The sequence below is a fragment of the Pontixanthobacter luteolus genome, from assembly GCF_947494915.1.
Classification (GTDB): domain Bacteria; phylum Pseudomonadota; class Alphaproteobacteria; order Sphingomonadales; family Sphingomonadaceae; genus Pontixanthobacter; species Pontixanthobacter luteolus.
The window spans coordinates 1,037,147-1,062,964 of sequence record NZ_CANLWR010000001.1 but is presented as its reverse complement, the minus strand read 5'-3'; the positions used below and the strand labels follow the sequence as shown (position 1 = coordinate 1,062,964).

Annotated in this window: 21 protein-coding genes; 14 read left to right on the top strand and 7 right to left on the bottom strand. The window is 58.7% G+C overall.

Going from position 1 to position 25,818, the window contains the following annotated elements; genetic code table 11:
* The first annotated feature begins 122 nt into the window (after positions 1-122).
* Positions 123-1,922 (top strand): SLC13 family permease, encoded by a 1,800-nt coding sequence (locus tag PO778_RS05065; RefSeq protein ID WP_160729977.1) that lies wholly within the window; start codon positions 123-125, stop codon positions 1,920-1,922.
* A gap of 87 nt (positions 1,923-2,009) precedes the next feature.
* Entirely contained in the window at positions 2,010-3,344 is a 1,335-nt protein-coding gene (locus tag PO778_RS05060; protein ID WP_271439346.1) for an amidohydrolase, read from the top strand.
* Positions 3,345-3,373: 29 nt separating this feature from the next.
* Here PO778_RS05060 and PO778_RS05055 read toward each other — a convergent pair whose 3' ends face one another.
* The 3 genes from PO778_RS05055 to PO778_RS05045 all read right to left on the bottom strand — a co-directional run bounded on the left by PO778_RS05055 (position 3,374) and on the right by PO778_RS05045 (position 5,868).
* Positions 3,374-3,859: a hypothetical protein gene (locus PO778_RS05055; RefSeq protein WP_271438833.1), complete on the bottom strand. Its 486-nt coding sequence runs from the start codon at positions 3,857-3,859 to the stop codon at positions 3,374-3,376.
* Positions 3,860-4,067: 208 nt separating this feature from the next.
* The gene (locus PO778_RS05050; protein ID WP_202391593.1) at positions 4,068-4,241 is read right to left on the bottom strand and encodes a hypothetical protein; all 174 of its coding nucleotides are present in this window, start codon (positions 4,239-4,241) and stop codon (positions 4,068-4,070) included.
* A gap of 28 nt (positions 4,242-4,269) precedes the next feature.
* Positions 4,270-5,868 (bottom strand): isocitrate lyase, encoded by a 1,599-nt coding sequence (locus PO778_RS05045; protein ID WP_271438832.1) that lies wholly within the window; start codon positions 5,866-5,868, stop codon positions 4,270-4,272.
* Positions 5,869-6,009: 141 nt separating this feature from the next.
* Here PO778_RS05045 and PO778_RS05040 point away from each other — a divergent pair, with 141 nt between their 5' ends.
* The 7 genes from PO778_RS05040 (at position 6,010) to PO778_RS05010 (ending at position 15,528) form a co-directional block, all read left to right on the top strand.
* The gene (locus tag PO778_RS05040) at positions 6,010-7,392 is read left to right on the top strand and encodes a helix-turn-helix domain-containing protein (protein ID WP_271438831.1); all 1,383 of its coding nucleotides are present in this window, start codon (positions 6,010-6,012) and stop codon (positions 7,390-7,392) included.
* 73 nt (positions 7,393-7,465) lie between these two features.
* A complete protein-coding gene (locus tag PO778_RS05035; RefSeq protein WP_271438830.1) occupies positions 7,466-7,756 on the top strand; it encodes a hypothetical protein in 291 nt (96 codons plus the stop codon).
* Between the two features lie 123 nt (positions 7,757-7,879).
* On the top strand, positions 7,880-9,265 hold the full coding sequence (locus PO778_RS05030) for a TIGR03013 family XrtA/PEP-CTERM system glycosyltransferase (RefSeq protein WP_271439345.1): 1,386 nt from the start codon (positions 7,880-7,882) through the stop codon (positions 9,263-9,265).
* 8 nt (positions 9,266-9,273) lie between these two features.
* Positions 9,274-11,376 carry an XrtA/PEP-CTERM system histidine kinase PrsK gene (prsK, locus tag PO778_RS05025; protein WP_271438829.1) on the top strand — a complete coding sequence of 701 codons (2,103 nt, stop codon included), beginning with the start codon at positions 9,274-9,276 and terminating at the stop codon, positions 11,374-11,376.
* On the top strand, positions 11,376-12,752 hold the full coding sequence (prsR, locus tag PO778_RS05020; RefSeq protein ID WP_271438828.1) for a PEP-CTERM-box response regulator transcription factor: 1,377 nt from the start codon (positions 11,376-11,378) through the stop codon (positions 12,750-12,752). The genes prsK and prsR overlap by 1 nt, the downstream gene beginning before the upstream one ends.
* Positions 12,753-12,783: 31 nt before the next feature.
* Positions 12,784-14,517: a tetratricopeptide repeat protein gene (locus PO778_RS05015; protein WP_271438827.1), complete on the top strand. Its 1,734-nt coding sequence runs from the start codon at positions 12,784-12,786 to the stop codon at positions 14,515-14,517.
* A 48-nt stretch (positions 14,518-14,565) separates the two neighbouring features.
* Positions 14,566-15,528 carry a bile acid:sodium symporter family protein gene (locus PO778_RS05010; RefSeq protein WP_271438826.1) on the top strand — a complete coding sequence of 321 codons (963 nt, stop codon included), beginning with the start codon at positions 14,566-14,568 and terminating at the stop codon, positions 15,526-15,528.
* Here the strand turns inward: PO778_RS05010 and PO778_RS05005 are convergent.
* Together PO778_RS05005 and panB are read right to left on the bottom strand one after the other, a co-directional pair.
* Entirely contained in the window at positions 15,500-16,573 is a 1,074-nt protein-coding gene (locus PO778_RS05005; RefSeq protein ID WP_271438825.1) for a DUF475 domain-containing protein, read from the bottom strand. The genes PO778_RS05010 and PO778_RS05005 overlap by 29 nt on opposite strands.
* Positions 16,574-16,654: 81 nt before the next feature.
* Positions 16,655-17,527, bottom strand: a complete 873-nt coding sequence (gene panB, locus PO778_RS05000; protein ID WP_271438824.1) for a 3-methyl-2-oxobutanoate hydroxymethyltransferase — start codon at positions 17,525-17,527, stop codon at positions 16,655-16,657.
* A gap of 126 nt (positions 17,528-17,653) precedes the next feature.
* Here panB and PO778_RS04995 point away from each other — a divergent pair, with 126 nt between their 5' ends.
* Positions 17,654-19,081 carry a sodium-dependent transporter gene (locus tag PO778_RS04995; protein ID WP_271438823.1) on the top strand — a complete coding sequence of 476 codons (1,428 nt, stop codon included), beginning with the start codon at positions 17,654-17,656 and terminating at the stop codon, positions 19,079-19,081.
* 67 nt (positions 19,082-19,148) lie between these two features.
* On the opposite strand, the gene PO778_RS04990 is transcribed toward PO778_RS04995, so the two are convergent.
* Positions 19,149-19,631 carry a pyridoxamine 5'-phosphate oxidase family protein gene (locus PO778_RS04990; RefSeq protein ID WP_271438822.1) on the bottom strand — a complete coding sequence of 161 codons (483 nt, stop codon included), beginning with the start codon at positions 19,629-19,631 and terminating at the stop codon, positions 19,149-19,151.
* Positions 19,632-19,762: 131 nt separating this feature from the next.
* Here PO778_RS04990 and PO778_RS04985 point away from each other — a divergent pair, with 131 nt between their 5' ends.
* Together PO778_RS04985 and PO778_RS04980 are read left to right on the top strand one after the other, a co-directional pair.
* On the top strand, positions 19,763-20,599 hold the full coding sequence (locus PO778_RS04985) for a hypothetical protein (RefSeq protein WP_271438821.1): 837 nt from the start codon (positions 19,763-19,765) through the stop codon (positions 20,597-20,599).
* Positions 20,550-22,127: a DUF6504 family protein gene (locus PO778_RS04980; protein ID WP_271439344.1), complete on the top strand. Its 1,578-nt coding sequence runs from the start codon at positions 20,550-20,552 to the stop codon at positions 22,125-22,127. Before PO778_RS04985 ends, PO778_RS04980 begins: the two co-directional genes overlap by 50 nt.
* A gap of 30 nt (positions 22,128-22,157) precedes the next feature.
* Here the strand turns inward: PO778_RS04980 and PO778_RS04975 are convergent, their stop codons facing one another.
* Entirely contained in the window at positions 22,158-22,877 is a 720-nt protein-coding gene (locus PO778_RS04975; RefSeq protein ID WP_160729963.1) for a carbonic anhydrase, read from the bottom strand.
* Between the two features lie 266 nt (positions 22,878-23,143).
* On the opposite strand from PO778_RS04975, the gene PO778_RS04970 reads away from it, so the two are divergent.
* Positions 23,144-24,388, top strand: a complete 1,245-nt coding sequence (locus tag PO778_RS04970) for a putative DNA modification/repair radical SAM protein (protein WP_271438820.1) — start codon at positions 23,144-23,146, stop codon at positions 24,386-24,388.
* The gene (locus tag PO778_RS04965; protein ID WP_271438819.1) at positions 24,385-25,818 is read left to right on the top strand and encodes a UdgX family uracil-DNA binding protein; all 1,434 of its coding nucleotides are present in this window, start codon (positions 24,385-24,387) and stop codon (positions 25,816-25,818) included. The genes PO778_RS04970 and PO778_RS04965 overlap by 4 nt, the downstream gene beginning before the upstream one ends.

The window sequence follows — 25,818 nt, the reverse complement described above, 5'->3', positions numbered from 1 at the left end:
AACTGTATCCTGAAAAGGCTGCCCTCACTGGCTACCATGTGGCGGCGTCATGTCCAGCATGACGCCAGATGCAGAAAACTGCTTGTGTTTCTGCGCGTCCTTTGGGATTCAGCCAATTAACGATGACCGCTTTACCATCATTCCACGCGCTTGCGGCCATGATCGTGACCGTTGCCATGTTCGTTGGATTCGTGCGCGGGCGGATGTCGATCGAGATCGTCTCGCTTCTGACCATCGCAGTGATTGCAGTTGGTCTGTATTTCTTCCCTCTGCCGGGTAACGACCCGACCGATGGCCTGGTCCTCGCCTTCGCAGGATTTGGCCATTACGCGCTGATAACGATCTGCGCGCTGATGGTGATGGGCCGGGGCCTTGTGGTGACCGGTGCGCTCGACCCTGCGGCACGCCTGCTGGAGGTCGTTTTCAAGCGCAATCTGCAGCTTGGCTTGCTGGTTTCGCTGCTCATCGCCTTCGTTCTCTCGATGGGAATCAACAACACGCCCGTCTTGGTCTTGCTGATCCCGATTTTCGCTGCCCTCGCGGCGCGCGGTGCTCTGCCTTCTTCCAAGACCCTGATGCCTCTGAATGCGGCATCCCTGCTGGGCGGGCTGGCGACGACAATCGGCACATCGACCAACATCCTTGTCGTTTCAATCGCGGTGGACCTCGGCATGCCGCGCATGGGCGTGTTCCACTTTACCCCGATCGTCCTCCTCGCCTCCGCTATTGCGCTGCCCTACATCTGGCTCGTCATGCCGCGGCTGCTGAAGGACAACCGGGTTGAGGAACAGCATGCGGAACGCCGGTTCCAGACCCGGTTGCGGATCGGATCAGATAGCACGTTCATCGGCCAGGAATTATCGGCAATTCTTCCGAAACTGCCAGACGGGATTGAGTTTCATGATGTGCCGCCAGGTCCGATTGAACAACAGCAACGACTGAAGATATCGGGCACCCACCAGGCGTTGGAAGACGCAATGAGGGTGTTCAAGGGAGAGGTTGCACCGGTCTGGGTGCTCGACCGTATCCGCCGCAAATCCACCGAGGTGAGCAAGGATATTGTCGTCGTCGAAATGACGGTGACGGCGGATTCGCGCCTCGTAACCCGCACGTTGCCCACTTCGGGAATTGCCGACCTCTATGGTGTCGCCGTGCTTGGCATTCATCGCCCCGAACGTCTACTGGGCGCAAAAGACCAGTTCAGCGAAGGCGGCGACCTGCGAATTTCTGAAGGCGACGTTCTGCTTGTGATGGGCCTGAACCACGACCTGCAGGAATTTGCCCGAGCCGACAGCTTGCTGATGCTGGAAGGCGCGCGAGAGCTTCCCCGCCGGTCCAAGGCCTGGCTTTCCGCTGGCATCATGTTCGGTGCGGTCGGCACAGCATCGATCGGCCTGTTCCCGATCGCGATTTCCGCTCTGGCCGGGGCAATTTTGATGTTCCTGACCGGCTGCGTAAAATTTGACCGTGTTGGCCGCGCGCTGTCGGGGCAAGTGATCGTCCTCGTGGCGGCCAGTATCGCCGTGGGCCGCATAATTCTGGAAAGTGGCGCTGCCGCCTGGCTGGGTGAGGTGATGTCTTCCGGCCTGCAATATCTGCCCGCTGCGGGCGTTCTTGCGGCGATCATGCTGTTCGTAACCTTGCTGACCAATTTTGCATCGAATGCGACCGCTGCAACGGTTGGTACGCCGATTGCATTTGCAATTGCGCAGCAATTGGGCCTCCCGGCAGAACCTCTCATCCTTGCCGTGCTGTTCGGCTGCAACCTTTGCTACGCGACCCCGATTGCATATCAGACAAACATGCTGATCATGTCCGAGGGGAGCTATGAATTCGTCGATTACATCCGAACTGGTTTGCCGCTGGTTCTGCTGATGGTGTTCACTCTCTCGATTCTGCTGGTGATGAGCTACGGTATGTGAGGAGAAACCATGCTGAGCTTTGCGGGACTGCGAAGCTATGGCATGCGTTGTGTGATGGCTGAGAGAAAAATGAAAAGGGAATTCGGGATGCGGACTAAACTGGCTCTTATCTGCGGTGTCGCAGCATTGGCAGGCGCGGGATCACCGGCAGCGGCGAACGACGTGCGCGATGCGGTGACGCAGGACATGCCCGAACTGATGGACCTTTATCGCGATCTCCACGCCAATCCAGAACTGAGTTTTCAGGAGGTGGAAACTGCCGCAAAGCTGGCGAAGCGCGCTCGCGATCTCGGGTTCGAAGTCACCGAAGGCGTTGGCAAGACCGGCGTTGTCGCCGTCATGCGCAATGGTGAGGGGCCTGTCGTTATGCTCCGCGCCGACATGGACGGGTTGCCGCTGGTTGAGAAAACCGGATTGCCGTTCGCCTCGAAGCGGACTGCCGTTCCTGCATCTGGCGTAGAAACCGGCGTCATGCATGCTTGCGGCCATGATACGCATATGACCGCCTGGATCGGCACTGCGCAGGTGCTCGCTGAAAGCAAGGATCAATGGCAGGGGACACTGGTCATGATCCTGCAGCCGGCAGAAGAAATCGGCGAGGGCGCGCTCGCGATGCTCGAGGACGGCCTTTACGAACGTTTCCCCAAGCCTGATTATGTGCTCGGATTTCATGACGCGGCGCAATTCCCAGCGGGGATGATCGGATATTCGCCCGGATATGCGCTCGCCAATGTCGACAGTGTAGACATCACAGTGCCCGGCATCGGCGGACATGGCGCTTACCCGCACACGACGAAGGATCCGGTTGTGCTGGCCAGCGCAATCGTAATGAAGTTGCAGACATTGGTCAGCCGCGAAAGCAGCCCGCTTGATCCAGCAGTGGTGACCGTCGGCAGTTTCCGTGCCGGTTACAAACACAACATCATTTCGGACGAGGCCAAGCTTCAACTGACCGTACGGTCCTATTCCGATGAGTCGCGGCAATTGCTGCTGGATGGCATCAAGCGGATCGTTAAGGGCGAAGCTATTGCGGCGGGAATGCCCGACGAAAAGATGCCAACGGTGACCGTGCAGGTGCCGTACACGCCATCTACATACAATACGCCCGAATTTACCGAGGAAGTAATGGCGGGCCTGAAATCAAGGTTCGGCGATGACCGCGTTATGCAGGTGCCTTCGGTGATGGGCGGCGAGGATTTTGGCCAGTTCTACCGGGCCGATCCTGAAAACGTCGAATCGCTCATCTTCTGGGTTGGCGGCGTCCCGGCTGATGATTTCGCCAAGGCTCAGGCCGGCGAAATGGAATTACCATCCTTGCACAGCCCGTTCTGGGCGCCGGATGCGGAGAAAGTGATTGCAACGGCATCCGAAGCAATGATCGCGGCAACGCTGGATATCATGGCACCGCAAACCGGCGGCTAGGGCAGGGCTGGCGCGCCTATCAGGTGCGTTTAGTAGTCTGCACCTGCGCCGCCGCCTGATCGGGCGAGGGATGCGACCGCAGCCGCTTCCGCTGCCCGTTTGCGGTCTGCGGCAGGGTCGGTTTCGCCATTAAGCATGGCGAGCAGCACACGTTTCTGTTCGGGTGACAGGGCGTTGAACTGTGCCAGGGTCAAACCGGTCCGCGACAATTGCATCCTGCCGTTCTGGCTGTCGATATTGTCGGCAGTGAGTACGCCGCTACCGCCGATGTAGCTTGAATCCATCCCGGCTGTGCTCGCGGTGTCGCTACTGGTGTCGGAATAGAAGCCCGACATATCCCCGCCGCCTTCGCTTACCCGATCATTCCGGATGATCAGCGCCGGAGCCGATTTCTTCACATCGGGAACCTCGATCTCGGCGACTTCCCGGGCGATGGCTTCGCGTTTTTCGCCGTCCGCCAGCAATGCAATCGCGCCGGTGATCACCACCGTTGCGACGGCAAAGTGCCGGTACATTTTGGCATTCAATGTTGGTTGCTTTCTGCGCGCCATGGTGCCCGTTTACCATGCAGGCGTTAACCACTGCATCGCTGTTATGGTTACGCAAAGCTTACCGAACCAGCAGAGTGGCTCAAAAATTTGTGGTCACCGGCCACAAATTTACGGCCGCCGGAGCGGAAACTCCGACGGCCGTTTCTCCTCCCCAGGAGACTGTTTGTACCGGTTAGCTGTAAGTGCCGAGCCGGTGATGCAGCGCGTTGATCTTGGCCAGTTCTTCACGGTCGTCCGTGGTCTTTGCATGGCTGGCAAGCGCGGTGCGCAGAAGTTTGAAATCTGCGGTCGAGAGCAGGGCGCGAGCGCGGCCTGGCTCTTTTGGTTTTGTGTCAGGATCTGTCATTGGATTTCTCCTTCGATTTGTTTCGACGTCAGGCAGCGGCGAACTGGTTCATGGTGTTATCCTTGCCGCCGGCTTTTAGAGCCGCTTCACCCGCAAAGCTTTCCTTGTGGTCGTCTCCGATGTCGGAGCCAGCCATGTTTTGGTGCTTAACGCAAGCGATACCCTGGCGGATTTCTTCGCGCTGAACGTTCTTGACGTAGCCGAGCATGCCTTCTTCGCCGAAGTAACGCTTGGCGAGGTTGTCGGTGCTCAGTGCAGCCGTGTGGTAGGTTGGCAAAGTGATCAGGTGGTGGAAGATGCCTGCCTGTGCTGCCGCATCCTTCTGGAAGGTGCGGATGCGCTCGTCTGCCTCTAAGGCCAGCTCGCTGCTGTCGTAGTCAACGCTCATCAGCCTGTCGCGGTCGTATGCTGACACGTCCTTGCCGGCTTCTGTCCATGCGTCAAACACCTGCTGGCGGAAGTTGAGCGTCCAGTTGAAGCTTGGCGAATTATTATAAACCAGCTTTGCATTCGGGATCACTTCGCGGATTCGGTTCACCATTCCGCCGATCTGGCCGATATGCGGCTTCTCGGTTTCGATCCACAGAAGGTCTGCACCTGCCTGGAGGCTGGTGATGCCGTCGAGGACGCAGCGATCTTCGCCGGTGCCAGCGCGGAACTGGAACAGGTTCGATGGCAGGCGCTTGGGGCGCAGCAGCTTGCCTTCACGGCTCAGGAATACGTCGCCGTTCTTGATGTTGGACGGATCGACTTCTTCGCAATCAAGGTAGCTGTTGTACTGGTCGCCCAGATCGCCTTCTTCTTTGGTCACGGCGATCTGTTTTGTCAGGCCGGCGCCAAGCGAGTCGGTGCGTGCGACGATGATGCCGTCTTCGACACCCAGTTCGAGGAACGCGTAGCGGATCGCCCGGATCTTCTGGTGGAAGTCTTCGTGCGGGACGGTGACTTTGCCGTCCTGGTGGCCGCACTGCTTTTCATCGGAAACCTGGTTTTCGATCTGCAGGGCGCATGCACCGGCTTCGATCATCTTCTTGGCGAGAAGATAGGTCGCTTCAGCGTTACCAAACCCAGCATCGATGTCGGCGATGATCGGCACGACATGTGTTTCATAATTGTCGATCGCGCTTTCGATGCGCTTTGCTTCGACTTCGTCGCCGCTTTCACGGGCAGCATCCAGATCGCGGAACATGATGCCCAGTTCGCGGGCATCAGCTTGCTTCAGGAACGTGTAGAGTTCCTCGATCAGTGCCGGAACACTGGTTTTCTCGTGCATCGACTGGTCGGGAAGGGGGCCGAATTCGCTACGCAGCGCAGCAACCATCCAGCCCGAAAGGTAGAGGTAGCGCTGTTTCGTTGTGCCGAAATGCTTCTTGATCGAAATCATCTTCTGCTGCCCGATAAACCCGTGCCAGCAGCCGAGCGACTGCGTGTAATTCGCAGGATCAGCGTCATACGCTTCCATATCGCGGCGCATGATTTTCGCAGTGTACTTCGCGATGTCGAGACCGGTGTTGAACCGGTTCTGGATCTGCATACGAGCGGCTGCTTCCGCGTCGATCGCGTTCCACGGTGCGCCCTGCTGGGCGATGGTGGATTGAAGCTCGTTGATCTTGGCCTGATATGTCATGGCGATTCTCCGTAGGGGATTTGATTACCCTTCTGGTATTGCCATTCCTTGCCTTGATTTACAGGAAAACTTACAAACTATCTTGTCTTCCGGCAGTGATTTTGGCATCAGGCTGTGTAACGTTGTAAAGAAAGTTACAAGATGTCTGAAGGTGCGCTGTTTGCGGGGCCGGCCATGCGGCGGCTGCGGAAGAAGGAAGGTCTGACGCAGGCGGCGATGGCGGCCCGCCTGTCTATCTCCGCTAGCTATCTGAATCTGATCGAACGCAACCAGCGGCCGCTTTCGGCACGAGTAATCGTGCAGGTCGTGGATCAGTTCGACTTCGATCCGCGCAGCCTGCGCGAAGACGAAGCGATCGGCGGCGTCGACGGTCTTTCCCGCCGCTTTGCCGATGAACGGTTTTCCGAATTTGGCATCGACCGCGACGAAATTGCAGAATTCCTAGCGGCAGCACCGCATGCGGCAGCGGCCTTTGCACGTCTGTATGACACGGCAGGATCCGGAGCGCGGGAAGCTGACGATCCGCTGATCCAGTCGCGGCTAGAGATAGAGCGTTGGCGCAATCACTTTGCCGATCTGGATACCATGGCAGAGGAATTGTCGGATGAGCTCCGCCTCTCACGAAGCGATATCGGGGTCGCACTTGGCGAACGCTTGCGGGAGAAGCACCAGTTGGCAGTCCGAATTTTGCCAAGGGAGGTTTTGCCAGACGCGCTGCGCAGGCTCGATCTGCATGCGCGTCAGTTGCAGCTATCCGAGATGCTGTCTCAAGCCTCCCGGAATTTTCAGGTCGCCATGCAAATTGCCCAGTTGGAACGCTCTGCGGAGATAACCAGCATCGCGGCCGGGTCCAAATTTGCTGATGAGGCGGCGCGCAGACTTTTTGAACGTCATCTGGTCGGATATTTCGCGGCCGCGTTGCTGATGCCATATTCCCGTTTTCTGCGCGCCTGCGATGCAACGAATTATGACCTGCCGGTCCTGCAGCGGCGATTTGGGGTCAGCTTCGAACAATTGGCGCATCGTTTGACTACGCTACAACGCGTCGGCCAGCGCGGTCTGCCATTCTTCATGGCGCGCATCGACCGAGCAGGGCAGTTTTCCAAGCGGTTTTCCGGCGCCAGCGCGACCACCATCCTTGAAAGCGAAAGCAGCTGCCCGCTGTGGATCGCCAACAAGGCATTCGAACGCGCCGGCGAATTGTGCCGTCAATCGGTCACGGTCGAAGGTTCGGATGCAGCGCCAGCGAACTGGTTCACCGTTGCCCGTACGGTCGAGGGTAGCGGAGCGAGCGAAGAGGCGCGTTTTGTCGTGGTACTTGGTATCGAAGCACGGCTTGCCGCCAATCTCGCGCAGGCCCGAGGCATCGATCTTGAGCAGAATGCGGCGCAGGAAATCGGCCCGGGATGCGCGCGCTGTCACCGCCCCGCGTGCCGCCAGCGTTCACTTCCCCCGCGGGGAGCATTGCTACAATTCGACCCGATATCGCGCGGCGTTACCCCGTTTCAGTTCGGCCCGGATTAACCATCGGATTTCGCAGGGTGGGAAACTTTCACGCAGCCCCAGTGTTGTTCGGTCATAATTACGGAGACAAAACATGTCCGAAGAACGAATTACGCGAACAGAGACAATTGACGGCAATACGCACACGGAAACCACGATTGTCCGCGATAGAGAGCCGTCAGGCGGTGGATCCAAGACCTGGGTTCTTCTCGCAATCCTGGCAATTGTGGCCGTTATCGCATTTGTCGTGTCCGCACAGGTAAGTGATGCCGAAATCGCGCGAGACGATGCCATCGCGGGCGCAGCCAATGACGTTGGTGAAGCAGCGCAGAAAGCTGGCGACGCTGCGGAGGATGTGGCCAGGGACCTTACCGGCAACGAATAAGACTGAGTTAACCGTTCAAGTCCGCTGCGGTCCGGGGAAAATTTGCCCAGTGTAAAGTTTACCGACATTTCACAACTTCCGGTTATCCGGGTGATCCATTGAAGGATGACCGGACCGGGGCAAATGATCCGCCTGTTTAAACATTACATTCCCAACGCAGTTATGCTGCTGGCGCTGTTCGACATCGCCTTGCTTCTCGCAAGTGCTGAGATCGCGTGGCTTGTCCGTGCCTCGCAAATCGGCAGTCTGGTGGGGCCGATATCCGACCGGTGGTTTACGCTGGCTGGCTTCGTTGTGACCGTTTGGGTCGCGATGATCTCTGTCGGTGTGTACGGAAGCGACGCCCTTCGCTCCATGCGGTTTGCCAGCGCACGCCTGCTGGTTGCAGTCAGCCTGAGCGTGATCGCGCTCTCTTTCATCGATTTCGTGTTGCCTGGATCAACATTCTGGCGGTCCACTTTGCTATATGCGATGGTCATTTCTGTCGGACTGCTGATCGCCAATCGTCTTCTGATTGGTGGATTTCTCGGCAATTCTGCATTCCGTCGCCGCGTCATGGTGTTGGGCGCAGGTGACCGTGCGATGCGGCTCAAGAAGCTGGGAGAAGATCCAGGCTGCGGGTTCGCGATAGTATCATTTATCGGGATGAACGAGGGCGCTCAGGTTATCGAAGAGGCGATCCCGCGCGCTGCTGTTCATGATCTGGGTCGATTTGTCGAAAATCTGGGCGCTAGCGAGGTTGTTCTGGCGCTGGAGGAACGGCGCAATGCACTCCCGCTCAAAGATCTTCTCCGGATGAAGACAATGGGCGTCCATATCAATGATTTCAGCAGTTTCGTGGAACGCGAGACTGGCCGTGTTGACCTGGATTCAGTCAACCCGAGCTGGCTGATTTTCTCCGATGGTTTCTCGTCCGGGCGCGCGATTTCGAGCGCGGCGAAACGCATTTTCGATATCACCGCAAGCTCACTCCTGCTGCTCATCACCTTTCCGATCATCGCTTTGTTCGCGCTGCTGGTGAAACTCGACAGCAAAGGGCCGGCGTTTTTCCGTCAGCCCCGCGTCGGGTTATATGGACAGCATTTCGACGTCATCAAGTTGCGCTCGATGCGGACCGATGCGGAGAAGGACGGTGTGAAATGGGCGGAGAAGGATGACCCCCGGGTCACGAGACTGGGCCGCTTCATTCGTAAAGTTCGGATCGATGAATTGCCCCAGACCTGGAGCGTCTTGAAAGGCGAAATGAGCTTTGTAGGCCCGCGTCCCGAAGTGCCCAAATTCGTCGGCGATCTGGAACAGAAACTGCCATATTATGCAGAACGCCATATGGTTAAACCTGGGATTACCGGATGGGCCCAGATCAATTATCCATATGGCGCATCGATAGAGGATGCCCGGCACAAGCTGGAATATGATCTCTATTACGCGAAGAACTATACGCCGTTTCTGGATCTGCTGATCATGCTTCAGACATTGCGTGTCGTGCTGTGGCCCGAGGGTGCACGTTGATGCCGGCCATGTGGTCCCTTGCAAGCTTCCTTTTTGGACTGATCGGTGCCGGTGCCTGTGTCGTGGCGGCGGTTTGGATACTGACCCGCGGCGACCGGGACCGATCGGACCGTATGGCGGTGATCGGCGCTCTTGGTCTCTCGACGCTCTGGTGCGTAATCATAGCCTCAATCGGGGCCGACAGTCTGCCAGCGAACATCGCCGAGGTTGTAAGGAATCTGGGATGGCTGTTTGTCGTCTACCGCCTGTTCGCGAATGACGGGCGCCACGAATCGCTTCGCCCGATCCGTCCTGTCGTCGCGGTGCTTGCGTTCGTAGAACTGCTCCAGCTGGCTTTGCTGGTGGTCGCAATCCGTTTTGCCATTACCGATCAGCTTGCCGCGCTGACGTTCCAGCTCATGAGCATGTTCCGGATCATGGCGGCGGTGGGCGCACTGGTATTGCTGCATAATCTGTATGTAGGCGCGGTGAAAGGCGTCAGGCCGATTTTGCGGTGGAGCGCAGCCGCGCTCGCGGTTTTCTGGGGGTTTGAACTCAATTTCTACACGGTCGCCTATCTCAGCAGGGACTATCCTGCGGAACTGGACGCCGTTCGCGGATTGTTGATTGCCTGTATCGCGATCCCGCTTGCAATTGGCTCGAAACGCAGCGCTGCTGATATCCGCATCCGTCCTTCGCGCAGCGTCACCTTCCAATCTCTCTCGCTGCTGATCATCGCAAGTTACCTCTTGCTGATGGTGGTGATTGCCCAGTCGCTGGCGATGCTGGATGGCGGCATCGGTCGGCTGACGCAGGTCGGTTTCACCTTCGCGGCGTCCATCGTTGCCTTGCTCTGGTTGCCCTCGCAGCGGCTGCGCGGATGGGTAAAAGTGACCGCAGTCAAACATCTGTTCCAGCACCGCTATGATTACCGTGCTGAATGGCTTCGTTTTACCCGCACCGTTAGTCAGGGTGACGATGCATCGCGTCCGCTGCAGGAGCGCGTGATACAGGCCATGGCGGACATCACGGACAGCCCGTCTGGTCTGTTGCTGATGCCGGGGGAGACTGCCGCGCTCGAACTGGCTGCCGCCTGGAACTGGAACGACATCGAAGTCCCCGCCGGACCGATCCCGCAGGTATTGGTCGACCTGTTCGAATCGAACGGTTTCATTCTCGACGTAGATGATGTGAGGGCCGGGCGAGATCAGCATGGCGAAAGTGCGATGATACCCCAGTGGATTCGCGAGGAAGAGAACGTGTGGGCGATTGTCCCGTTGCTCCATTTCGACCGCTTGACCGGGGTCATCGTCCTGGCGCGCCCTGCCGCTCCGAGACGGCTCGATTGGGAAGATTTCGATCTGCTGGGCGTGGTCGGTCAGCAGCTGGCAAGTTATCTGGCCGAACAATCCGGTCAGCAGGCCTTGATGGAATCCGCCCGCTTCGACGAGTTCAACCGGCGGATTGCCTTCGTCATGCACGACATCAAGAATCTCGCCAGTCAGCTCTCGCTGCTTGCGCGCAATGCCGAGAAACACGCAGAGAACCCGGAATTTCGCGCCGATATGCTCGTTACTCTGCGGAACAGCGCAGACAAGCTCAACACGCTACTGGCCCGCCTGAACCGTTACGGTGCCGGCGGTGACAAGAAACGCGAACCAACCAGCCTTCTCGACATCGCGCAAAGGATCATCGCCCAATATGAAGGGCAGCACCCGGTATCCATGATCCGCAACGACGACAGCCAGGTGCTGGCGGATGCGGAAGGGGTCGAACAGGCGCTTGTTCATATCGTGCACAACGCGATTGAGGCGAGCGACACGGACACTCCGGTCTATCTCGATCTGTACTGCGACGGTGTTCGCGGGTGCATTGAAGTTGTCGACAGCGGCAGCGGCATGAGCCCGGATTTCATCCGAAACGGTTTGTTCAAGCCGTTTGTATCATCGAAGAACGGAGGTTTCGGTATCGGTGCCTTTGAGGCGCGCGAAATCATTCGTGCGATGGGCGGCCGGCTCGACGTGGAATCGCGGGAAGGGCTTGGAACCCGTTTCACGGCCTCATTCCCGCTATCCGCAGTCGCAGGTTATCTATCTGAAACTCATTCACTCAAAAACGCCGAGGTCGCATAATGGCGCAAGAAAAATCACCCCCGCTTCCAAAGCTGCTGATTGTCGAAGACGACGAGGGGCTGCAGGCCCAGTTGAAATGGGCTTACGAAGATTTCGACGTAACGATCGTGGGCGACCGTGAAAGCGCCATCGCTGCTTTGAGGGCAGAGGAACCAGGCGTTGTCACTCTTGATCTCGGATTGCCGCCGGACCCCGACGGTACGACGGAAGGGTTTGCAGTGCTTGACGCGATCATGGCGCTTAAACCGGAGACCAAGGTCATTGTTGCATCCGGCCACGGGGCGAGGGAAAGCGCGCTGAAAGCGATCGAGCACGGTGCGTACGATTTCTATCAGAAGCCGGTCGATATCGAAGCGCTGGGATTGATCGTTCGCCGCGCATTGAACTTGCACAAGATCGAGAATGAAAATCGCCGCCTGGCGGATAAGGTGGGTGAGGACAAGACCGTCCTGGGGGCGATGATTACGTCAGCACCCGAAATGGTGAAGGTCGCACGGACAATCGAACGTGTCGCCAAAACCAATGTCTCGGTCATGCTGCTGGGCGCGAGCGGAACCGGCAAGGAATTGCTTGCGAAGGGTCTCCATGAGGCAAGCGACCGGAGCGGGGGATCGTTTGTTGCGATCAATTGTGCGGCGATCCCGGAAAACTTGCTTGAAAGCGAATTGTTCGGCCATGAAAAAGGCGCCTTCACCGGGGCGGTCAAAACGACCGAGGGCAAGATCGAACAGGCCCATGGCGGCACGCTGTTTCTGGACGAGGTTGGCGACATTCCATTGCCGTTGCAGGTGAAATTGCTTCGGTTTTTGCAGGAACGCACAATCGAACGGATCGGCGGACGCAAGCCGATCGAGGTTGATACGCGGATCGTGTGCGCGACGCACCAGAACCTGGAGGCAATGATTGGTGAAGGGCGCTTTCGTGAGGATCTGTTCTATCGCCTCGCAGAGATCGTCATCAAGATACCGGCTCTGTCTGAAAGACCCGGTGATGCCATATTGCTCGCCAAGGCATTTCTGAACAGATTCTCTGCGGAGATGAACCCGCAGGTGAAAGGCTTTGCGCCCGACGCGCTGGCAGCGATCGACAGCTGGGATTGGCCGGGGAACGTCAGAGAACTGGAGAACCGGGTCAAGCGTGCGGTTATCATGGCTGATGAAAAGCTGGTCTCAGCAATCGATCTGGATCTTGAGGCAGACGCCGACGAGGCTGCTGAGGTTCTCAACCTGAAGAGCGCGCGTGAACAGGCTGATCGGAAGGTTATTCGGCATGCCTTGGCGCGAACCGAAGGCAATATTTCCAGCACGGCAAAGATACTCGGCATCAGCCGGCCCACGCTTTATGATCTGCTGAAACAGTATGATCTTCAGGGGTGAAAACTTACCATCTCTGGTTTTTGCTGCCGCGATGATTTTTACGGCGGCAGGCTGCTCCGCGCCCGAAGCAGATGACCCGCCAATCCAGCAAGCCAAACAGGCCCTGGCCGATGGCGACGGACTGGGTGCTGAACTGATACTGCGCGACCTGCTTGCTTCGGGAGCGCCGCGTCCTGAGGTCGCCGCTTATCTGGGCGAGGCTGAGTTGCAGCAGGGAGAGCTGGCCGAGGCACGCAAATGGCTGGAGCCGGGCGACTTCACCGATGAAAGCGTGGGCCACGGGTTCCACATGCTCGCCAAACTGGAAATGGCGGCGGGTAACCTGCCGGCCGCAGGTCAGGCTTTCGACAAAGCCCTGGCAGTCAAACGGGAAAATCCTGAACTGTGGGTCGATATCGGGCGTTTGCGTTACCGTGGGGGAGAGCAGGCGGAGGCGGTCGAGGCCAGCATCTACGCGGTGGAAATCGATCCGGCCAATCCCGCAGCGCTACGGTTTCGTGCGCAGTTGCTCCGTGATGCAGAGGGGCTGGCAGCAGCTGGTCCGTGGTTTGAGAGAGCTCTGGAGCGCAACCCGGATGATGTCGGCTTGTTGTATGACTATGCAGCCACTCTGGGCGAACTGGGCCTCGCGAGCGAGATGCTCTCCGTCGTTCGTAAAATTGCCAAAATCGATCCAGCCTACCGCAAGATATACTATCTGCAGGCTGTTCTTGCTGCCCGGGCAGGGAAGTTCGAGCTCGCACAGTCGATGCTTTTGCGCAGCAGCCGTGAAGACCGGGACACACCTGCGGGACAATTGCTTGCAGGCATCATAGATCTTGAGAACGGTAATTTCGCCAGCGCAGCGCAAACGCTTGAGCGGTTGTCCGCCGCGCAGCCTGACAATCGGCGTGTATCCAGCCTGTTTGCCAGAGCGCTTGCGATGGGCGGCAATGACAAGGAGCTTGTCTATCGCTTCGAAAATGTAGCCGCTCTGCCTAGCGCATCCCCATACCTGACCACCTTGGTAGGCCGATCGCTCGAGGTGCTCGACCGCCGCGACGATGCCGCCCGCTATCTCGATAAGGCGGCAAGACCGCGCTCGGGCAATCTCGTGGCTGTGAGCAGCGCCACACCGCTGGGCGTGGCCGAGGCGCGCGGTCCGGCAAGCGGCATGGATGCGCTTGCGCTTGTCAGGGCGCGAATAACTGCCGGAAATGGGCGCGGTGCCGTAGCCGCCGCCGATGATTTTCTTAACCGGTTTCCCGGTTCGTCCGACGCCATCACGATGGCTGCCGATGCCAGCCTGGTGGCTCACGATTACCCTAAGGCGATAGAGCGCTATGAGCGGGCTGCACGAATTCGCGGGCCGTGGACTGCGACCCGCAAGCACATAAAAGCGCTGGAGGCCGCGGGGCAAACGCAGGACTCTGCCAGAGTGCTGACAGATTATCTGAGGGGCGACCCCTCTAATCTGGAAGCAGCCGTTTTGCTGAGCATGCACGCCGGTGGCGAAGGCAGATGGGACGCGGCAGCGGCATTGGCCGACCACGCGATCCGCAATGGCGGGCACCGTGATCCCAGTTTGCTCGCCCTTCGTGCCGAGATTGCGCTCCGCCGGAATGAAGATATCGCGCTCGCTTTGGAATACGCAGAAATCGCCTATGCGCTTCAGCCGATGAGCGCAGATACCACGCGGACGCTGGCACTTGTTTACCGCAAGGCGGAAGGGTTTGATGATCTGGCCGGCGTGCTTGAGGCGAAGCTCAAGGCGATACCGCGCTAACAACCCATATTTCTAGACAAGCAGCGGGGCTGGCGGCAGGGGGCATGCATGTTCGCAGTGCTATCCCGTGTCGACCTCATGGTCAGGTTGCTGATCGTAGCAATAGTGCTTGCCACGTTCCTGCCCGTCACCGGTGCCCAGCGCGAAGCGGCGCAGATGGTTTCGAGCATTGCGATTTTTCTACTGTTTTTCCTCAACGGGGTTCGCCTGTCGCGCAAACAGGTCATCGCGGGCCTTGCAAATTGGCAGATGCTGCTGCCGCTTACGCTGTGGTGCTTTGCCGCTATGGCATTGGCAGGATGGGGTCTGTTCGCGATTGGCGACGGCTATCTGCCGCCGCTCGTTGCGCTTGGGCTGCTGTATTTGGGGGCGCTGCCTTCGACGGTTCAGTCTGCCACTGCATACACATCAATGGCCGAGGGGAACGTGGCCAGTTCGGTTATTGCAGCCGCGCTGCTGAATATCCTGGGCATTTTCATCACTGCGCCGATCTTTGCTTGGTTAAGCGGAGGAGACAGCGTTCAGCTGGGGCTGGGCGGCCTGACCAAGATTTTCATGATCCTGCTGCTGCCGTTCGCCTTGGGGCAGATTTTCCAGACCCGTCTGGCTCCCCTCCTGATGCAGAGGCCAACGATCATCTCGTGGCTGGATAAACTTGCAATCGCGATTGCAGTCTATGTCGCCTTCTCCGGCGCTGTCGAACAAGGTATCTGGCACCAGTTGGACCCGCTTGCGTGGATGGTACTGATCGTTCTTCTGAGTGTTATGCTGGTGTTCGCGTTTGCCGGAAGCTGGCTGGCTTCACGAACGGTCGGGTTGACGCGAGGCGACCGGATTTCATTCATGTTCGCTGGTGCGCACAAGAGCGTGGCCATGGGTGCACCGCTTGCGTTGGTCCTGTTTCCGGCGGCAGAAGCAGGACTGATCCTCGTCCCGCTCCTGCTTTATCACTTGTTCCAGCTGATCTTGTCCGCTCCGCTGGCTACGCGTCTGGCTGCTCCGCGCCATTAGCAATAGCACCGTTCCGGTTGTGGCGGATCGACCACCACAGCGACAAACCGATCAGCGCGGCCCCGATCAAGCCCGTGATGGTTTCCGGAATATGGAATTTCGCAGAGGCTAGCATGATGCCGCCCAAAACGATGATCGCCCAGAAAGCGCCATGTTCAAGGAAGCGGTATTGAGCGAGCGTGCCTTGCTTCACCAGGTGGATGGTCATCGAACGCACGAACATCGCACCGATTGAAAGACCGAGCGCGATCACGACCATGTTGTTCGACAAAGCGAACGCGCCGATGACACCGTCAAAGCTGAACGATGCGTCGAGTACGTTGAGGTAGAGAAAACCACCTAGGCCGCTACGCACAACCGCGCCTTGCAGCCGCGCTGCTTCCTCGCGCAATTCCAGGATCGCGTTGATCCCCTCGACCGCGATGAATGTAACCAGGCCAAGGATGCCGGCAATGAGGAATGTCAGCGCCTCGTCCGGTTCGAGCAGTCCTGAAATGCCCCAGAGGACCAGAAGCAGAATAGCGATCTCTGCCGCTGGCAGGGCAGCAAACCTAGAGAGTTTTTCCTCGACAACGCCGATCCAGTGAATGTCCTTGTCCAGATCGAAGAAGAATTTCAAACCGACCATAGCGAGAAATGCGCCGCCAAATCCGGCGATGCCCACATGTGCTGAGCTGACAATCCGTTCGTACTCCGCAGGCTGATTGAGAGAGAGGTTGATCGTCTCAATCGGTCCGATACCAGCGGCGATTGCCACAATCGCGAGCGGGAAGACGACGCGCATTCCGAACACCGCGAATGCGATCCCCCATGTCAGGAACCGTTTCTGCCAGACATCACTCATTTCCTTCAGCACCGACGCGTTGACCACCGCATTGTCAAAGCTGAGCGAAATCTCGAGTATCGACAGTACGAAGACGATCCACAGCAAAGACGCGGTGCCCGACAGCGTGCCCGTGCTCGACCAGCCATACCAGCCAGCAAGGCCGAGACAGATCAGTGTAAAGATGAGCGCGAAGGAATAATAACGCTTGATAGTGGCCATGGTGGAACCCTGTTTTAATTTCGTGCGCAGCTAGCCCGCGTCAGCTGCGGGGGCAATCCATCAAATTCCGCTTTGAGCGGGCTATTTCTTCGGTTGGTAGGTCTGGTCCGGGCCGGGGAAGCTGCGTTCCCTGACTTCGTCTGCATATGTCTTGACCGTGTTCTCGATCATCCCGGCAATGTCTTCGTATTTCTTCACGAAGCGGGGGACCCGATCAAACATTCCCAGCATATCCTCTGTGACCAACACCTGTCCGTCACATTGTGCGGAGGCACCTATTCCGATGGTCGGGCAGGAAATCGCCTTGGTCACTTCGATTGCGATGGGTTCGACGACACCTTCGACGACAACTGCAAAAGCGCCCGCATCATCCAGCGCCTTCGCATCGGCAACGATCTTGTCCGCTTCGTTGTCGCTGCGGCCCCGCGCCATATATCCGCCGAGGACATTCACCGCTTGGGGAGTCAGGCCGACATGGCCCATGACCGGAATACCCCGTTTGTTCAGGAACTCTACGGTTTCTGCCATTGCTTCGCCGCCTTCCAGTTTGACCGCGGCTGCACCGGTCTGTTTGAGCAAATAGGAAGCGCTTTCGAACGCTTGCTCTTTCGATGCCTCGTACGAACCGAACGGCATGTCGATGATTACGACGGAATGGTAGCTGCCCCGGACAACCGCAGCGCCGTGGTTCGCCATCATCTCGAGCGTGACAGGAATGGTCGACGGCAAGCCGTAAATGACCTGCGCCAGCGAATCGCCGACGAGCAACATATCGCAATGCGCATCCAGCAACTGCGCCTGTCTCGCGGTGTAGGCCGTGAGCATGACAAGCGGTTCTGCGGTCACGCCGTCTTGCTTGCGCAGGCGGATTTTGGGCACCGTCAGGCGCTTCATGGGGGCCGGCGTTGGGTTGGCGCGGCTGGTCGAAGTGTCGAGCTGAAAGGTAGTAGACATGGGGTGCACTTCTAGCCGAGTGGGGGATTTGCGCAATTCCTGCCTCGACTAGAGGCCTGATTCATTGCAGAAGCCCCCGTACGAAGCGGCGCTGAGGGGTGCCGCCGAGAGAGGAAATTTAAGCTTATGGTCGCAACTGCCGCTTCACCGCGCGAAGGCTGGTCTTCCCGCTCAGCATTCATTCTCGCCGCTATCGGGGCAGCCGTCGGGCTTGGTAACCTGTGGCGATTCCCGACCCTGGCGGGAGAAAACGGGGGCGGCGCCTTTGTTTTGTTCTATATCGGATGCGTGTTCCTGCTCGGCTTGCCGCTTTTGCTGGCCGAAATTTTCATTGGCCGTGCAGGGCAATCGGACGCAGTTGGATCGATCCGCAACGTAGCCGCTCAGTCAGGCGTATCCACCAGATGGTCGTTGTTCGGCGGCCTGGGCGCGCTTGCCGCCTTCCTGATCGTTTCCTTCTATTCCGTGGTTGCGGGCTGGGTGCTTTACTATGTCGGTGTCTTCGGCATGGACTTGCTGCAGGCTGTGCTTGCGGGCGATCCCTTCCGGGGTGCGCTGCAAGGCCAATCGCAAGAAGTCATCGCCGGACGTATGGGCAACCTGTTTGCGAGCCCCGGGCTTTTGCTGACGATGCACCTGCTATTCATGGGTGCGACCCTCTTTACTGTTGCGCGCGGCGTCAGCGGCGGGATCGAAAAGGCGGCCACATGGCTTATGCCGGCGTTTTTCGTGCTTCTTGTCGGCATCACCATTTACGGTGCTGTTGTCGGTGATGTGGGAGAGGCGGTTGCGTTTCTTTTCACACCCGATTGGTCGAAACTGACCCCCGAAGTGATGAACGCGGCGCTTGGGCAGGCATTGTTCTCGCTATCGTTGGGTGTAGCCGGGATCATCACCTACGGTTCGTACATTCAGGAAGGGACCAAGCTTGGCTCGACCGCTGCTGCGATTGCGATTGCGGACACCGGCGTCGCGTTGCTCGCAGGACTTATGATCTTCCCGATCGTGTTTGCTGTTGGTCTTGATCCGGCAGCAGGTCCGACACTTGTGTTCCAGACGCTGCCTTTCGCGTTTGAAGCGATGCCCGCCGGGTCTTTGATCGGTTTCCTGTTCTTCATCCTTATCCTGGTGGCTGCGATTACAAGCTCGATCTCGCTGCTCGAAGTTCCGACAGCTTGGGGTGTGGGTGAAATGGGTTGGTCGCGGCACAAATCCGCGCTGATATTCGGTGCCGGTGCTTTCGCGATCGGTGTCTTCTGTCTGCTGGGTTACAATGTGCTGGCAGATGTCAGGCCGCTGGGCTTCTGGTCCATTTTTGCCGAAACGGACATTCTCGATACGGTGGATGGATTTACCGGCAAGATCATGCTGCCGCTGGGCGCTTTGCTGGCGTCGCTGTTTATCGGTTGGCGGGCGGATCGGCGTTTGCTGGAAACGACAACCGGCCTTTCAAACGGCATGTTCATGGTTTGGCGGTTCCTGCTGGCCTGGGTTTGCCCGCTTGCGGTCACGATCATTCTTGTAACGGGCCTGTTCCCAAGCCTGCTGGGCTGATCCGAACGGACAACACAAAAAGGGCCGCTCGATTGAGCGGCCCTTTTATTTTGGCTTGTGCCGAATTTTAGAGTGCAGCTTCAGCGTGCTGTTTTTCGGCCTCGTCGTGGACGTTCATGCCGAGCGCCATCTTCGCCACGTTCAGGATGTTCATATCGCCGTTCCATATCTCCGCATTGCCGAGGTCCATACGCAGGAACAGGATGTCGGGATCATCCTTGCCGCCGTCGTACCATGCTTCGACAAAGTTGTTCCAGAACTGGTCGAAACGTTCTTTCGACGTTTCGACTGCGAGGTTTCCGTGGAAGCGGGCGAACATCTTGTGATCATCGCCGGTGAAGGTTGCGGTGGCTGCGCCCAGCTTGGCGAAATCGCTGTTCTTCTGAGTGAAGAACCAGATCGCGCTGTCGGCGTCTTTGTCCAGCTGTGCGGTCATCGGAACTGCGGTGCTGGGATCGCCGTCTAGCTGGAGGAAGAGAAACGACGAATCGTCCATCGCCTTCCAGAATTTGGTCTTCAGTTCATCTGCTTTGCCATCTTGATATCGCATTGGGGGCTCCTTGTTTCGTTTGGTAGTTCAACGGGAAAGGCGCGTGTTTTGTTCCTAGGGAAAAGATTCAGCGGGGATATTGCGCGTCTTTGCGGATTGGAACATAATAAGAACATATGAGTCGTTCCAACATGCCACACGATACCTCCCCTTCGATTCCGCAGCCTTTGCTGAAGGATGCCTCTGCGCTTGCCGTGCAGCGTTCCGCTCGCTGGAAACCGGGCTTGTCAGGCGTGCATCACAGCGAAGTTTTCGCTTCGGGGAGTGAGGGGAGCGGCGCGGCTGCGGCGCTGTCGCTTGCACTCGATCAATGGCGCGGCGAACACATCAAACGGCAGGCAGATCCGCTGGCTGCCGGGGATGACCAGCGCTCGATATTATGGGTTCAGGACCGTGCGGCGGTGAAGGCCAATGGCCGGCCTTATCGCCCTGGTCTGCCGGCGGAACTGCGCCACCGGATCATCCACGTTCTGGCGGAAAAGGCGGAAGATGCACTGTTCGCACTGGAGGAGGGGGTGCGCTGCCGCGACCTTGCCTTCGTGATCGGGGAACTGGCGGGAAATCCGCGTGCACTCGATTTCACCGCCTCACGCCGTCTCAGCCTGGCTGCGGAAAGACACGGTGTTCCGTTATGGCTGGTGCGGTTCGATGCCGGGCATGACCTTTCCTCTGCCCGGATGCGATGGGAAGTGCGTTCCGCCCAATCGCCCTGGCCCCGATGGAACGCCGCCGCCCCGGGCACACCCAGCTGGCATGCCGAGCTGTTTCGTGCCCGGTCCCACCCACCCGGAGAATGGATTTTGCACGATGACGGACAGTCTCTCAAAGCCGCCCGGCCTGGGACCCGGCCCGGCAGCGCCGCAATCATCGCCGACAACGATACAGAAAGAGGAGCAGGCGCGCCCGCCGCGGCGTATCCTGTCGGTCTGGCTCGCCCGACTGTCGGTCGATCGCTGGCGGCTCTCTAACGGCCTCAAACGGGGCGAGGGCGGCGATGCCCTGCCAACCGCATTGATCACTGAAACCGCGCATGGACCGCGCATCAATGCAGTTAACGAAGCGGCCATTGCCGCCGGTGCGCGCAAGGGCATGATGCTGGCTGACGCGCGTACGCTGTGCCCGTCGATACAGGTCGCCCCCAGCGATCCTGCGGGCGATATCGATGCGCTGGAAAAACTTGCCATATGGGCGCAGCGATGGGGCCCGTGGAGCGCGATGGACCCGCCTGACGGATTGCTGATCGATATCACCGCTGCGGCGCATCTTTTTGGCGGGGAACGGCGACTGCTGGAAGATGCCCAGGCCTTGTTCCGCAAGCGCGAACTGGCTGCACGGCTTGCCATCGCGCCGACTGCCGGTGCGGCTTGGGCATTGGCACATTACGGCCCCGAACTGGCAATTCTGGATCCTGATGACGACATCGCGCAGCGCCTGTCGCAGCTGCCGGTTGCCGCGCTCCGCCTTGATGATGACGTCATGACGGTTCTGAGGCGCCTTGGTTTGAAACGGTTATCCGACCTTTCGGGCATCACTACGGCCGGCGGGACAGGTGGCACAGGCCGCGATGCAATCATGCGCCGGTTCCGCAATCGCCGCTCCCCCGCAGCCAATCCGCTGGTGCGGATGGACCAGTTGCTGGGCAAGGTTCCGGAACCGCTGCTGCCTGTAATTCCGCAACATATGCCGCTGGTCCAGCGGCGTCTTGCAGAGCCGATCCGGCACCGCGAACTGCTTGACCAAGTATTGGCCGATCTGGCGCAGGACATGTCACGCGAACTGGAGGGGAAGGCCAAAGGCGCACGCCGTCTGGAACTTGGGCTATGGCGCGTCGATGGAGAAGTGGTTGTCCGTGCGCTGGAAATGGCCGCTGCAACCCGCGATGCCGCGCATATCTGCCGCCTGTTCGCGGCCAAGCTGGATGATGTAGATGCCGGTTTCGGGATTGAAACCGTGCGCTTGCGGGCGAGCTGGGCGGAACCGCTGGCCCTATCACAAGGTGACATAGAGACATCGGCTGAAAACCAGGGCACTTCGCTTGCCGCCTGCGTGGACCGGCTGACAGTCCGGCTTGGCTCTCGGGCAGTGACCAGACCGGTGCCGTTTGCCAGCCATATTCCTGAACGCGCGCAGCGTTGGCAGCCCCCGCTGGAGCCGGAACCTGCATCACAAGGTGAACTAGCTTTCCATCACAGGCCGCTGAAAATGCTGGATAAGGCAGAACGTATCACGGTTCTGTACGCCACCCCCGATGGCTATCCGCGCCGTTTCCGCTGGCGCGGCCAGGTGCACGAAGTCGCCCGCGTCGAAGGGCCTGAACGCATTGCCCCCGAATGGTGGCGTGAAAGGTCCAGCGTTCGCCTGCGGGATTACTACCGGATTGAGGACGGCGAGGGCCGCCGTTACTGGATTTACCGCCACGGCCTGATCGGTGACGGACGCGGCAATGACAAACAGGGCGGATTGCCCGACTGGTACCTGCAAGGACTGTGCGCCTGAGGCCCCAGTCGGGCTTGTGATTATCCGGGGTTATTCAGCCGGCGCAACCAACAGACGATTGCCGAGGGGCTGGATCGACCGTGCGCTACTGCCAAGAATCTTGCTCAGCGCGGCGATCTGGTCCGCGCTTGCGGTGACGATGTCTTTGGAAACGTGCCAGTTTACACCTTCGCTGCAAGGGGGCGTGGTAAGCGAACCCATGTAGCGGTAAACAGAGAGGTTATCGGGAATCATCGTTTCGATATCCAGATTGACCTCTGCACCGCTCCCGCTGTCCAGCGCATCTATGATGGTGGCAAGCCCGGTGTTCGCTTCGCCTTCTTTGAACATGATGCCCAGAACGCCCAGCTTTCCGTCTTCGGTGGCGTGTACGAAATGGCCGACCAGCGGGAAGCGTTCACCGTTTATGGCGTGTTCCGATGGCGTATGGAAATGAACCTGCAGAAGGGAGAAATCCAGTCCGCCGGACACCATTCCCATACCAGCGGGGAAATCGAGTTGGATCTTCTGATTGCCAAGGCTCAGCTTTGCTTCTGTCTCGCCATAGCTCGTTTCCAATTCAATATCGGCCACGGCATTGGGGGCACCAAGATCAATGGGGGACTGGTTGAGCCCGGCATCGCACAAGGCATAATTGCTGTTCTGGAGTGACCAGCGTTCGGGCGCTGCGCCGTCGCCGAATTTCCAGTCTTGCGCGGATGCAGTGGTCGCAAGACAGGCAGCGACAGCGAAAGATGCGATATATTTCATTGTATTTTCCCACTTTTACAGCGGGGCAATGCTCTCACACGGACCCGCTGCTGCCGGTCATAGCCGGCGCAATCTAACCTGACAGTGAGTGAAAATCGGTTCGGCCCACTGTCGTTCGATACGTCCGACATCACGAGCATTTGCTCGCCAGAGGGGCCCGGTCCGTGGCTCCATTACGCATGACTGTAAAAGTGGTTCCCGCGGAAACGCAAAAAAATCTCGATTTCCTGCTTCCCTCACGAGGCACAAGAACATATACAGAACAAATGGGCCAGTTAAGCACGATAGAGAAGCTCGGCATTCTCGCCGATGCGGCGAAGTATGATGCATCCTGCGCGTCTTCGGGCACGGCGAAGAAGAATTCGCTCGGCGGGAAAGGCATCGGTTCGACGGAGGGGATGGGAATCTGCCATGCTTATGCGCCGGACGGGCGCTGTATCTCGCTGCTCAAGATATTGCTGACCAACCACTGCATCTTCGATTGTCACTATTGCATCAACCGCAAGAGCAGCAATGTCCGCCGTGCGCGATTCACGCCGCAGGAGGTCGCGGACCTGACGATCAGTTTCTACCGGCGCAATTACATCGAGGGGCTGTTTCTCTCATCCGGCATCATAAAAAGTTCCAATTTCACTATGGAGCAGATGGTAGAATGCGCGCGTATCCTACGGGAAGAACACGATTTTTGCGGTTACATCCACCTGAAAACCATTCCCGAAGCGGATCCTGAACTGGTGCATCAGGCGGGGCTTTATGCCGACCGCGTCTCGATCAATGTTGAACTGCCCACCGACAGCGGGCTCACCCGCCTCGCGCCTGACAAGAACGCGCAGCAGATCGAGGGCGCGATGGGCAAGGTGAAATCCGACATCGCCGAGATGAAAGACGCCAGGAAGCGGTTCAAACACGCCCCCCGCTTCGCGCCTGCCGGCCAGTCCACGCAAATGATTGTCGGCGCAGATGCCGCCAGCGATGCGGACATCGTGGGCAAGGCAAGCCGGCTGTATGACGGGTTCAAACTGCGCCGCGTGTATTATTCCGCTTTCAGCCCGATCCCGGATGCCAGCGCCGTATTGCCGCTCAAACGTCCGCCGCTGATCCGCGAACACCGCCTGTACCAATCCGACTGGCTAATGCGGTTTTACGGTTATCAGGCGCGCGAAGTAATGCAGGCGACCGATCATGACGGCAATCTGCCGCTGGATATCGATCCCAAGCTTGCATGGGCGCTCAAGTTTCGTGAGAGTTTCCCGCTCGACGTCAACCGCGCGCCCCGGGAAATGCTGCTCCGTGTACCGGGCCTTGGCGTCACGGCGGTAAACCGGGTTCTGGCTGCGCGACGTCACAAGACGCTCCGGCTCGAAGATGTCGGGCGTGTGACGGTTTCTATTGCCAAGGTGCGCCCGTTCATCATCGCGGCCGATTGGCGGCCGACTACGCTGACCGATCGCGCGGATTTACGCACGTTGCTTGCGCCGAAACAGGAACAGCTGGAACTGTTTGCCGCATGACCGCGCTCCGTCAGCCCACCGATACTGCCTATTACACCGTTTCCATGCTGGAGCCGGACGATTTCGCTTTCTGGCGGGATAAGGCGCGCCAGCTGGTCCAGTGCGGTATTCCACCCGGACAGGTCAGCTGGACAGAGCCGGGCAGCTCGGGTGATCTGTTTGCAGGGGAAGGCACTCAATTGCCGGTCCCGCCAGCTGATGTGCCGCAAATTCGCGGCAGCAAGCGATTTCTGGCGCTGGCGAAGAATGTCGTGCTCCATTCCGACCCGGAACGCTTTGCCTTGCTCTATGCGCTTCTGTGGCGATTGCAGGCCAATCCCCGGATCATGGAGGACAAGACCGATCTGCAGGTCCGCCGGGTGGAGGAACTGGACAAGAATGTCCGGCGCGACAGCCACAAGATGCACGCCTTTGTCCGTTTCCGCCGATTGGAGCGCGACGATGGCGAAGATCACTATGTCGCCTGGTTCGAACCTGATCATCACATCGTGCGCGCCAATGCAGGGTTCTTCAAACGCCGCTTTGCCAATATGCACTGGTCCATCCTGACACCGAAAGGCTGCATCCACTGGGATGGAGAAACCATGCGGGAAAGCCCGCCGGCGGAGCGGGGCGATGCGCCGAGCAGTGATCCGGCCGAGGAGCTTTGGCTCAAATATTATGCTTCGATCTTCAATCCAGCGCGCTTGAAAGTCAGCGCGATGATGAGCGAAATGCCCAAGAAATACTGGAAAAACATGCCCGAGGCAGCGCTTATTCCGGGACTGGTGGCTGGCGCGCAAAAGCGGGAATCGCAAATGGTTGCCGCGGGCGAACTGACCTTTGACGAGCGCCCGGAAACACTTGGCGCTATCGAAAAAGCGATCGATCGGTGCCGGAAATGTCCAATCGGTGAACTCGCCAACCATTCGGTGATGGGTGAGGGGCCGCAGGATGCGGCGCTGATGATTGTCGGCGAGCAGCCGGGCGATCAGGAGGATCAGGCCCGTCGCCCCTTTGTCGGTCCTGCGGGCCAATTGCTCGATGTTCATCTGCAGAAGGCGGGTATCGAGCGCAGCAAGGCATATGTCACCAATGCTGTGAAACATTTCAAATATGTCCTGCGGGGCAAGCGGCGCATCCATCAGTCCCCGGCGGCGAAGGAAATTGACACCTGCCGCTGGTGGATCGAGGCCGAACGCGAAATCGTAAAGCCCAAGGTGGTTCTGGCGATGGGCGCCAGCGCTGCGCGCGGAATACTTGGCAGGACAGTCAGCATTTCTAAGGTTCGCGGGCAGCCGGTCCCGCTCGAGGACGGCAGCGAACTGTGGATCACGGCGCATCCTTCCTACCTGCTGCGGCTTGAAGGCGAAGCGCAGGAGAAACAGGTGAAACTGTTCGATGCTGATCTCGCCGCAGTGAGGGAGCGCCTGGCGGAGCTGGCAGTGTGA

Bases quoted from the DNA above. Each gene is read 5' to 3' on its own strand.
- prsR (WP_271438828.1), top strand. From the start codon at position 11,376: ATGGCGCAAGAAAAATCACCCCCGCTTCCAAAGCTGCTGATTGTCGAA.
- PO778_RS05045 (WP_271438832.1), bottom strand. From the start codon at position 5,868: ATGACATATCAGGCCAAGATCAACGAGCTTCAATCCACCATCGCCCAG.
- PO778_RS05035 (WP_271438830.1), top strand. From the start codon at position 7,466: ATGTCCGAAGAACGAATTACGCGAACAGAGACAATTGACGGCAATACG.
- PO778_RS05040 (WP_271438831.1), top strand. From the start codon at position 6,010: ATGTCTGAAGGTGCGCTGTTTGCGGGGCCGGCCATGCGGCGGCTGCGG.
- PO778_RS05030 (WP_271439345.1), top strand. From the start codon at position 7,880: ATGATCCGCCTGTTTAAACATTACATTCCCAACGCAGTTATGCTGCTG.
- panB (WP_271438824.1), bottom strand. From the start codon at position 17,527: ATGTCTACTACCTTTCAGCTCGACACTTCGACCAGCCGCGCCAACCCA.
- prsK (WP_271438829.1), top strand. From the start codon at position 9,274: ATGTGGTCCCTTGCAAGCTTCCTTTTTGGACTGATCGGTGCCGGTGCC.
- PO778_RS05050 (WP_202391593.1), bottom strand. From the start codon at position 4,241: ATGACAGATCCTGACACAAAACCAAAAGAGCCAGGCCGCGCTCGCGCC.
- PO778_RS04990 (WP_271438822.1), bottom strand. From the start codon at position 19,631: ATGCGATATCAAGATGGCAAAGCAGATGAACTGAAGACCAAATTCTGG.
- PO778_RS05065 (WP_160729977.1), top strand. From the start codon at position 123: ATGACCGCTTTACCATCATTCCACGCGCTTGCGGCCATGATCGTGACC.
- PO778_RS05010 (WP_271438826.1), top strand. From the start codon at position 14,566: ATGTTCGCAGTGCTATCCCGTGTCGACCTCATGGTCAGGTTGCTGATC.
- PO778_RS04965 (WP_271438819.1), top strand. From the start codon at position 24,385: ATGACCGCGCTCCGTCAGCCCACCGATACTGCCTATTACACCGTTTCC.
- PO778_RS04985 (WP_271438821.1), top strand. From the start codon at position 19,763: ATGCCACACGATACCTCCCCTTCGATTCCGCAGCCTTTGCTGAAGGAT.
- PO778_RS05005 (WP_271438825.1), bottom strand. From the start codon at position 16,573: ATGGCCACTATCAAGCGTTATTATTCCTTCGCGCTCATCTTTACACTG.
- PO778_RS04975 (WP_160729963.1), bottom strand. From the start codon at position 22,877: ATGAAATATATCGCATCTTTCGCTGTCGCTGCCTGTCTTGCGACCACT.
- PO778_RS05060 (WP_271439346.1), top strand. From the start codon at position 2,010: ATGCGGACTAAACTGGCTCTTATCTGCGGTGTCGCAGCATTGGCAGGC.
- PO778_RS05015 (WP_271438827.1), top strand. From the start codon at position 12,784: ATGATTTTTACGGCGGCAGGCTGCTCCGCGCCCGAAGCAGATGACCCG.
- PO778_RS04970 (WP_271438820.1), top strand. From the start codon at position 23,144: ATGGGCCAGTTAAGCACGATAGAGAAGCTCGGCATTCTCGCCGATGCG.
- PO778_RS05055 (WP_271438833.1), bottom strand. From the start codon at position 3,859: ATGTACCGGCACTTTGCCGTCGCAACGGTGGTGATCACCGGCGCGATT.
- PO778_RS04995 (WP_271438823.1), top strand. From the start codon at position 17,654: ATGGTCGCAACTGCCGCTTCACCGCGCGAAGGCTGGTCTTCCCGCTCA.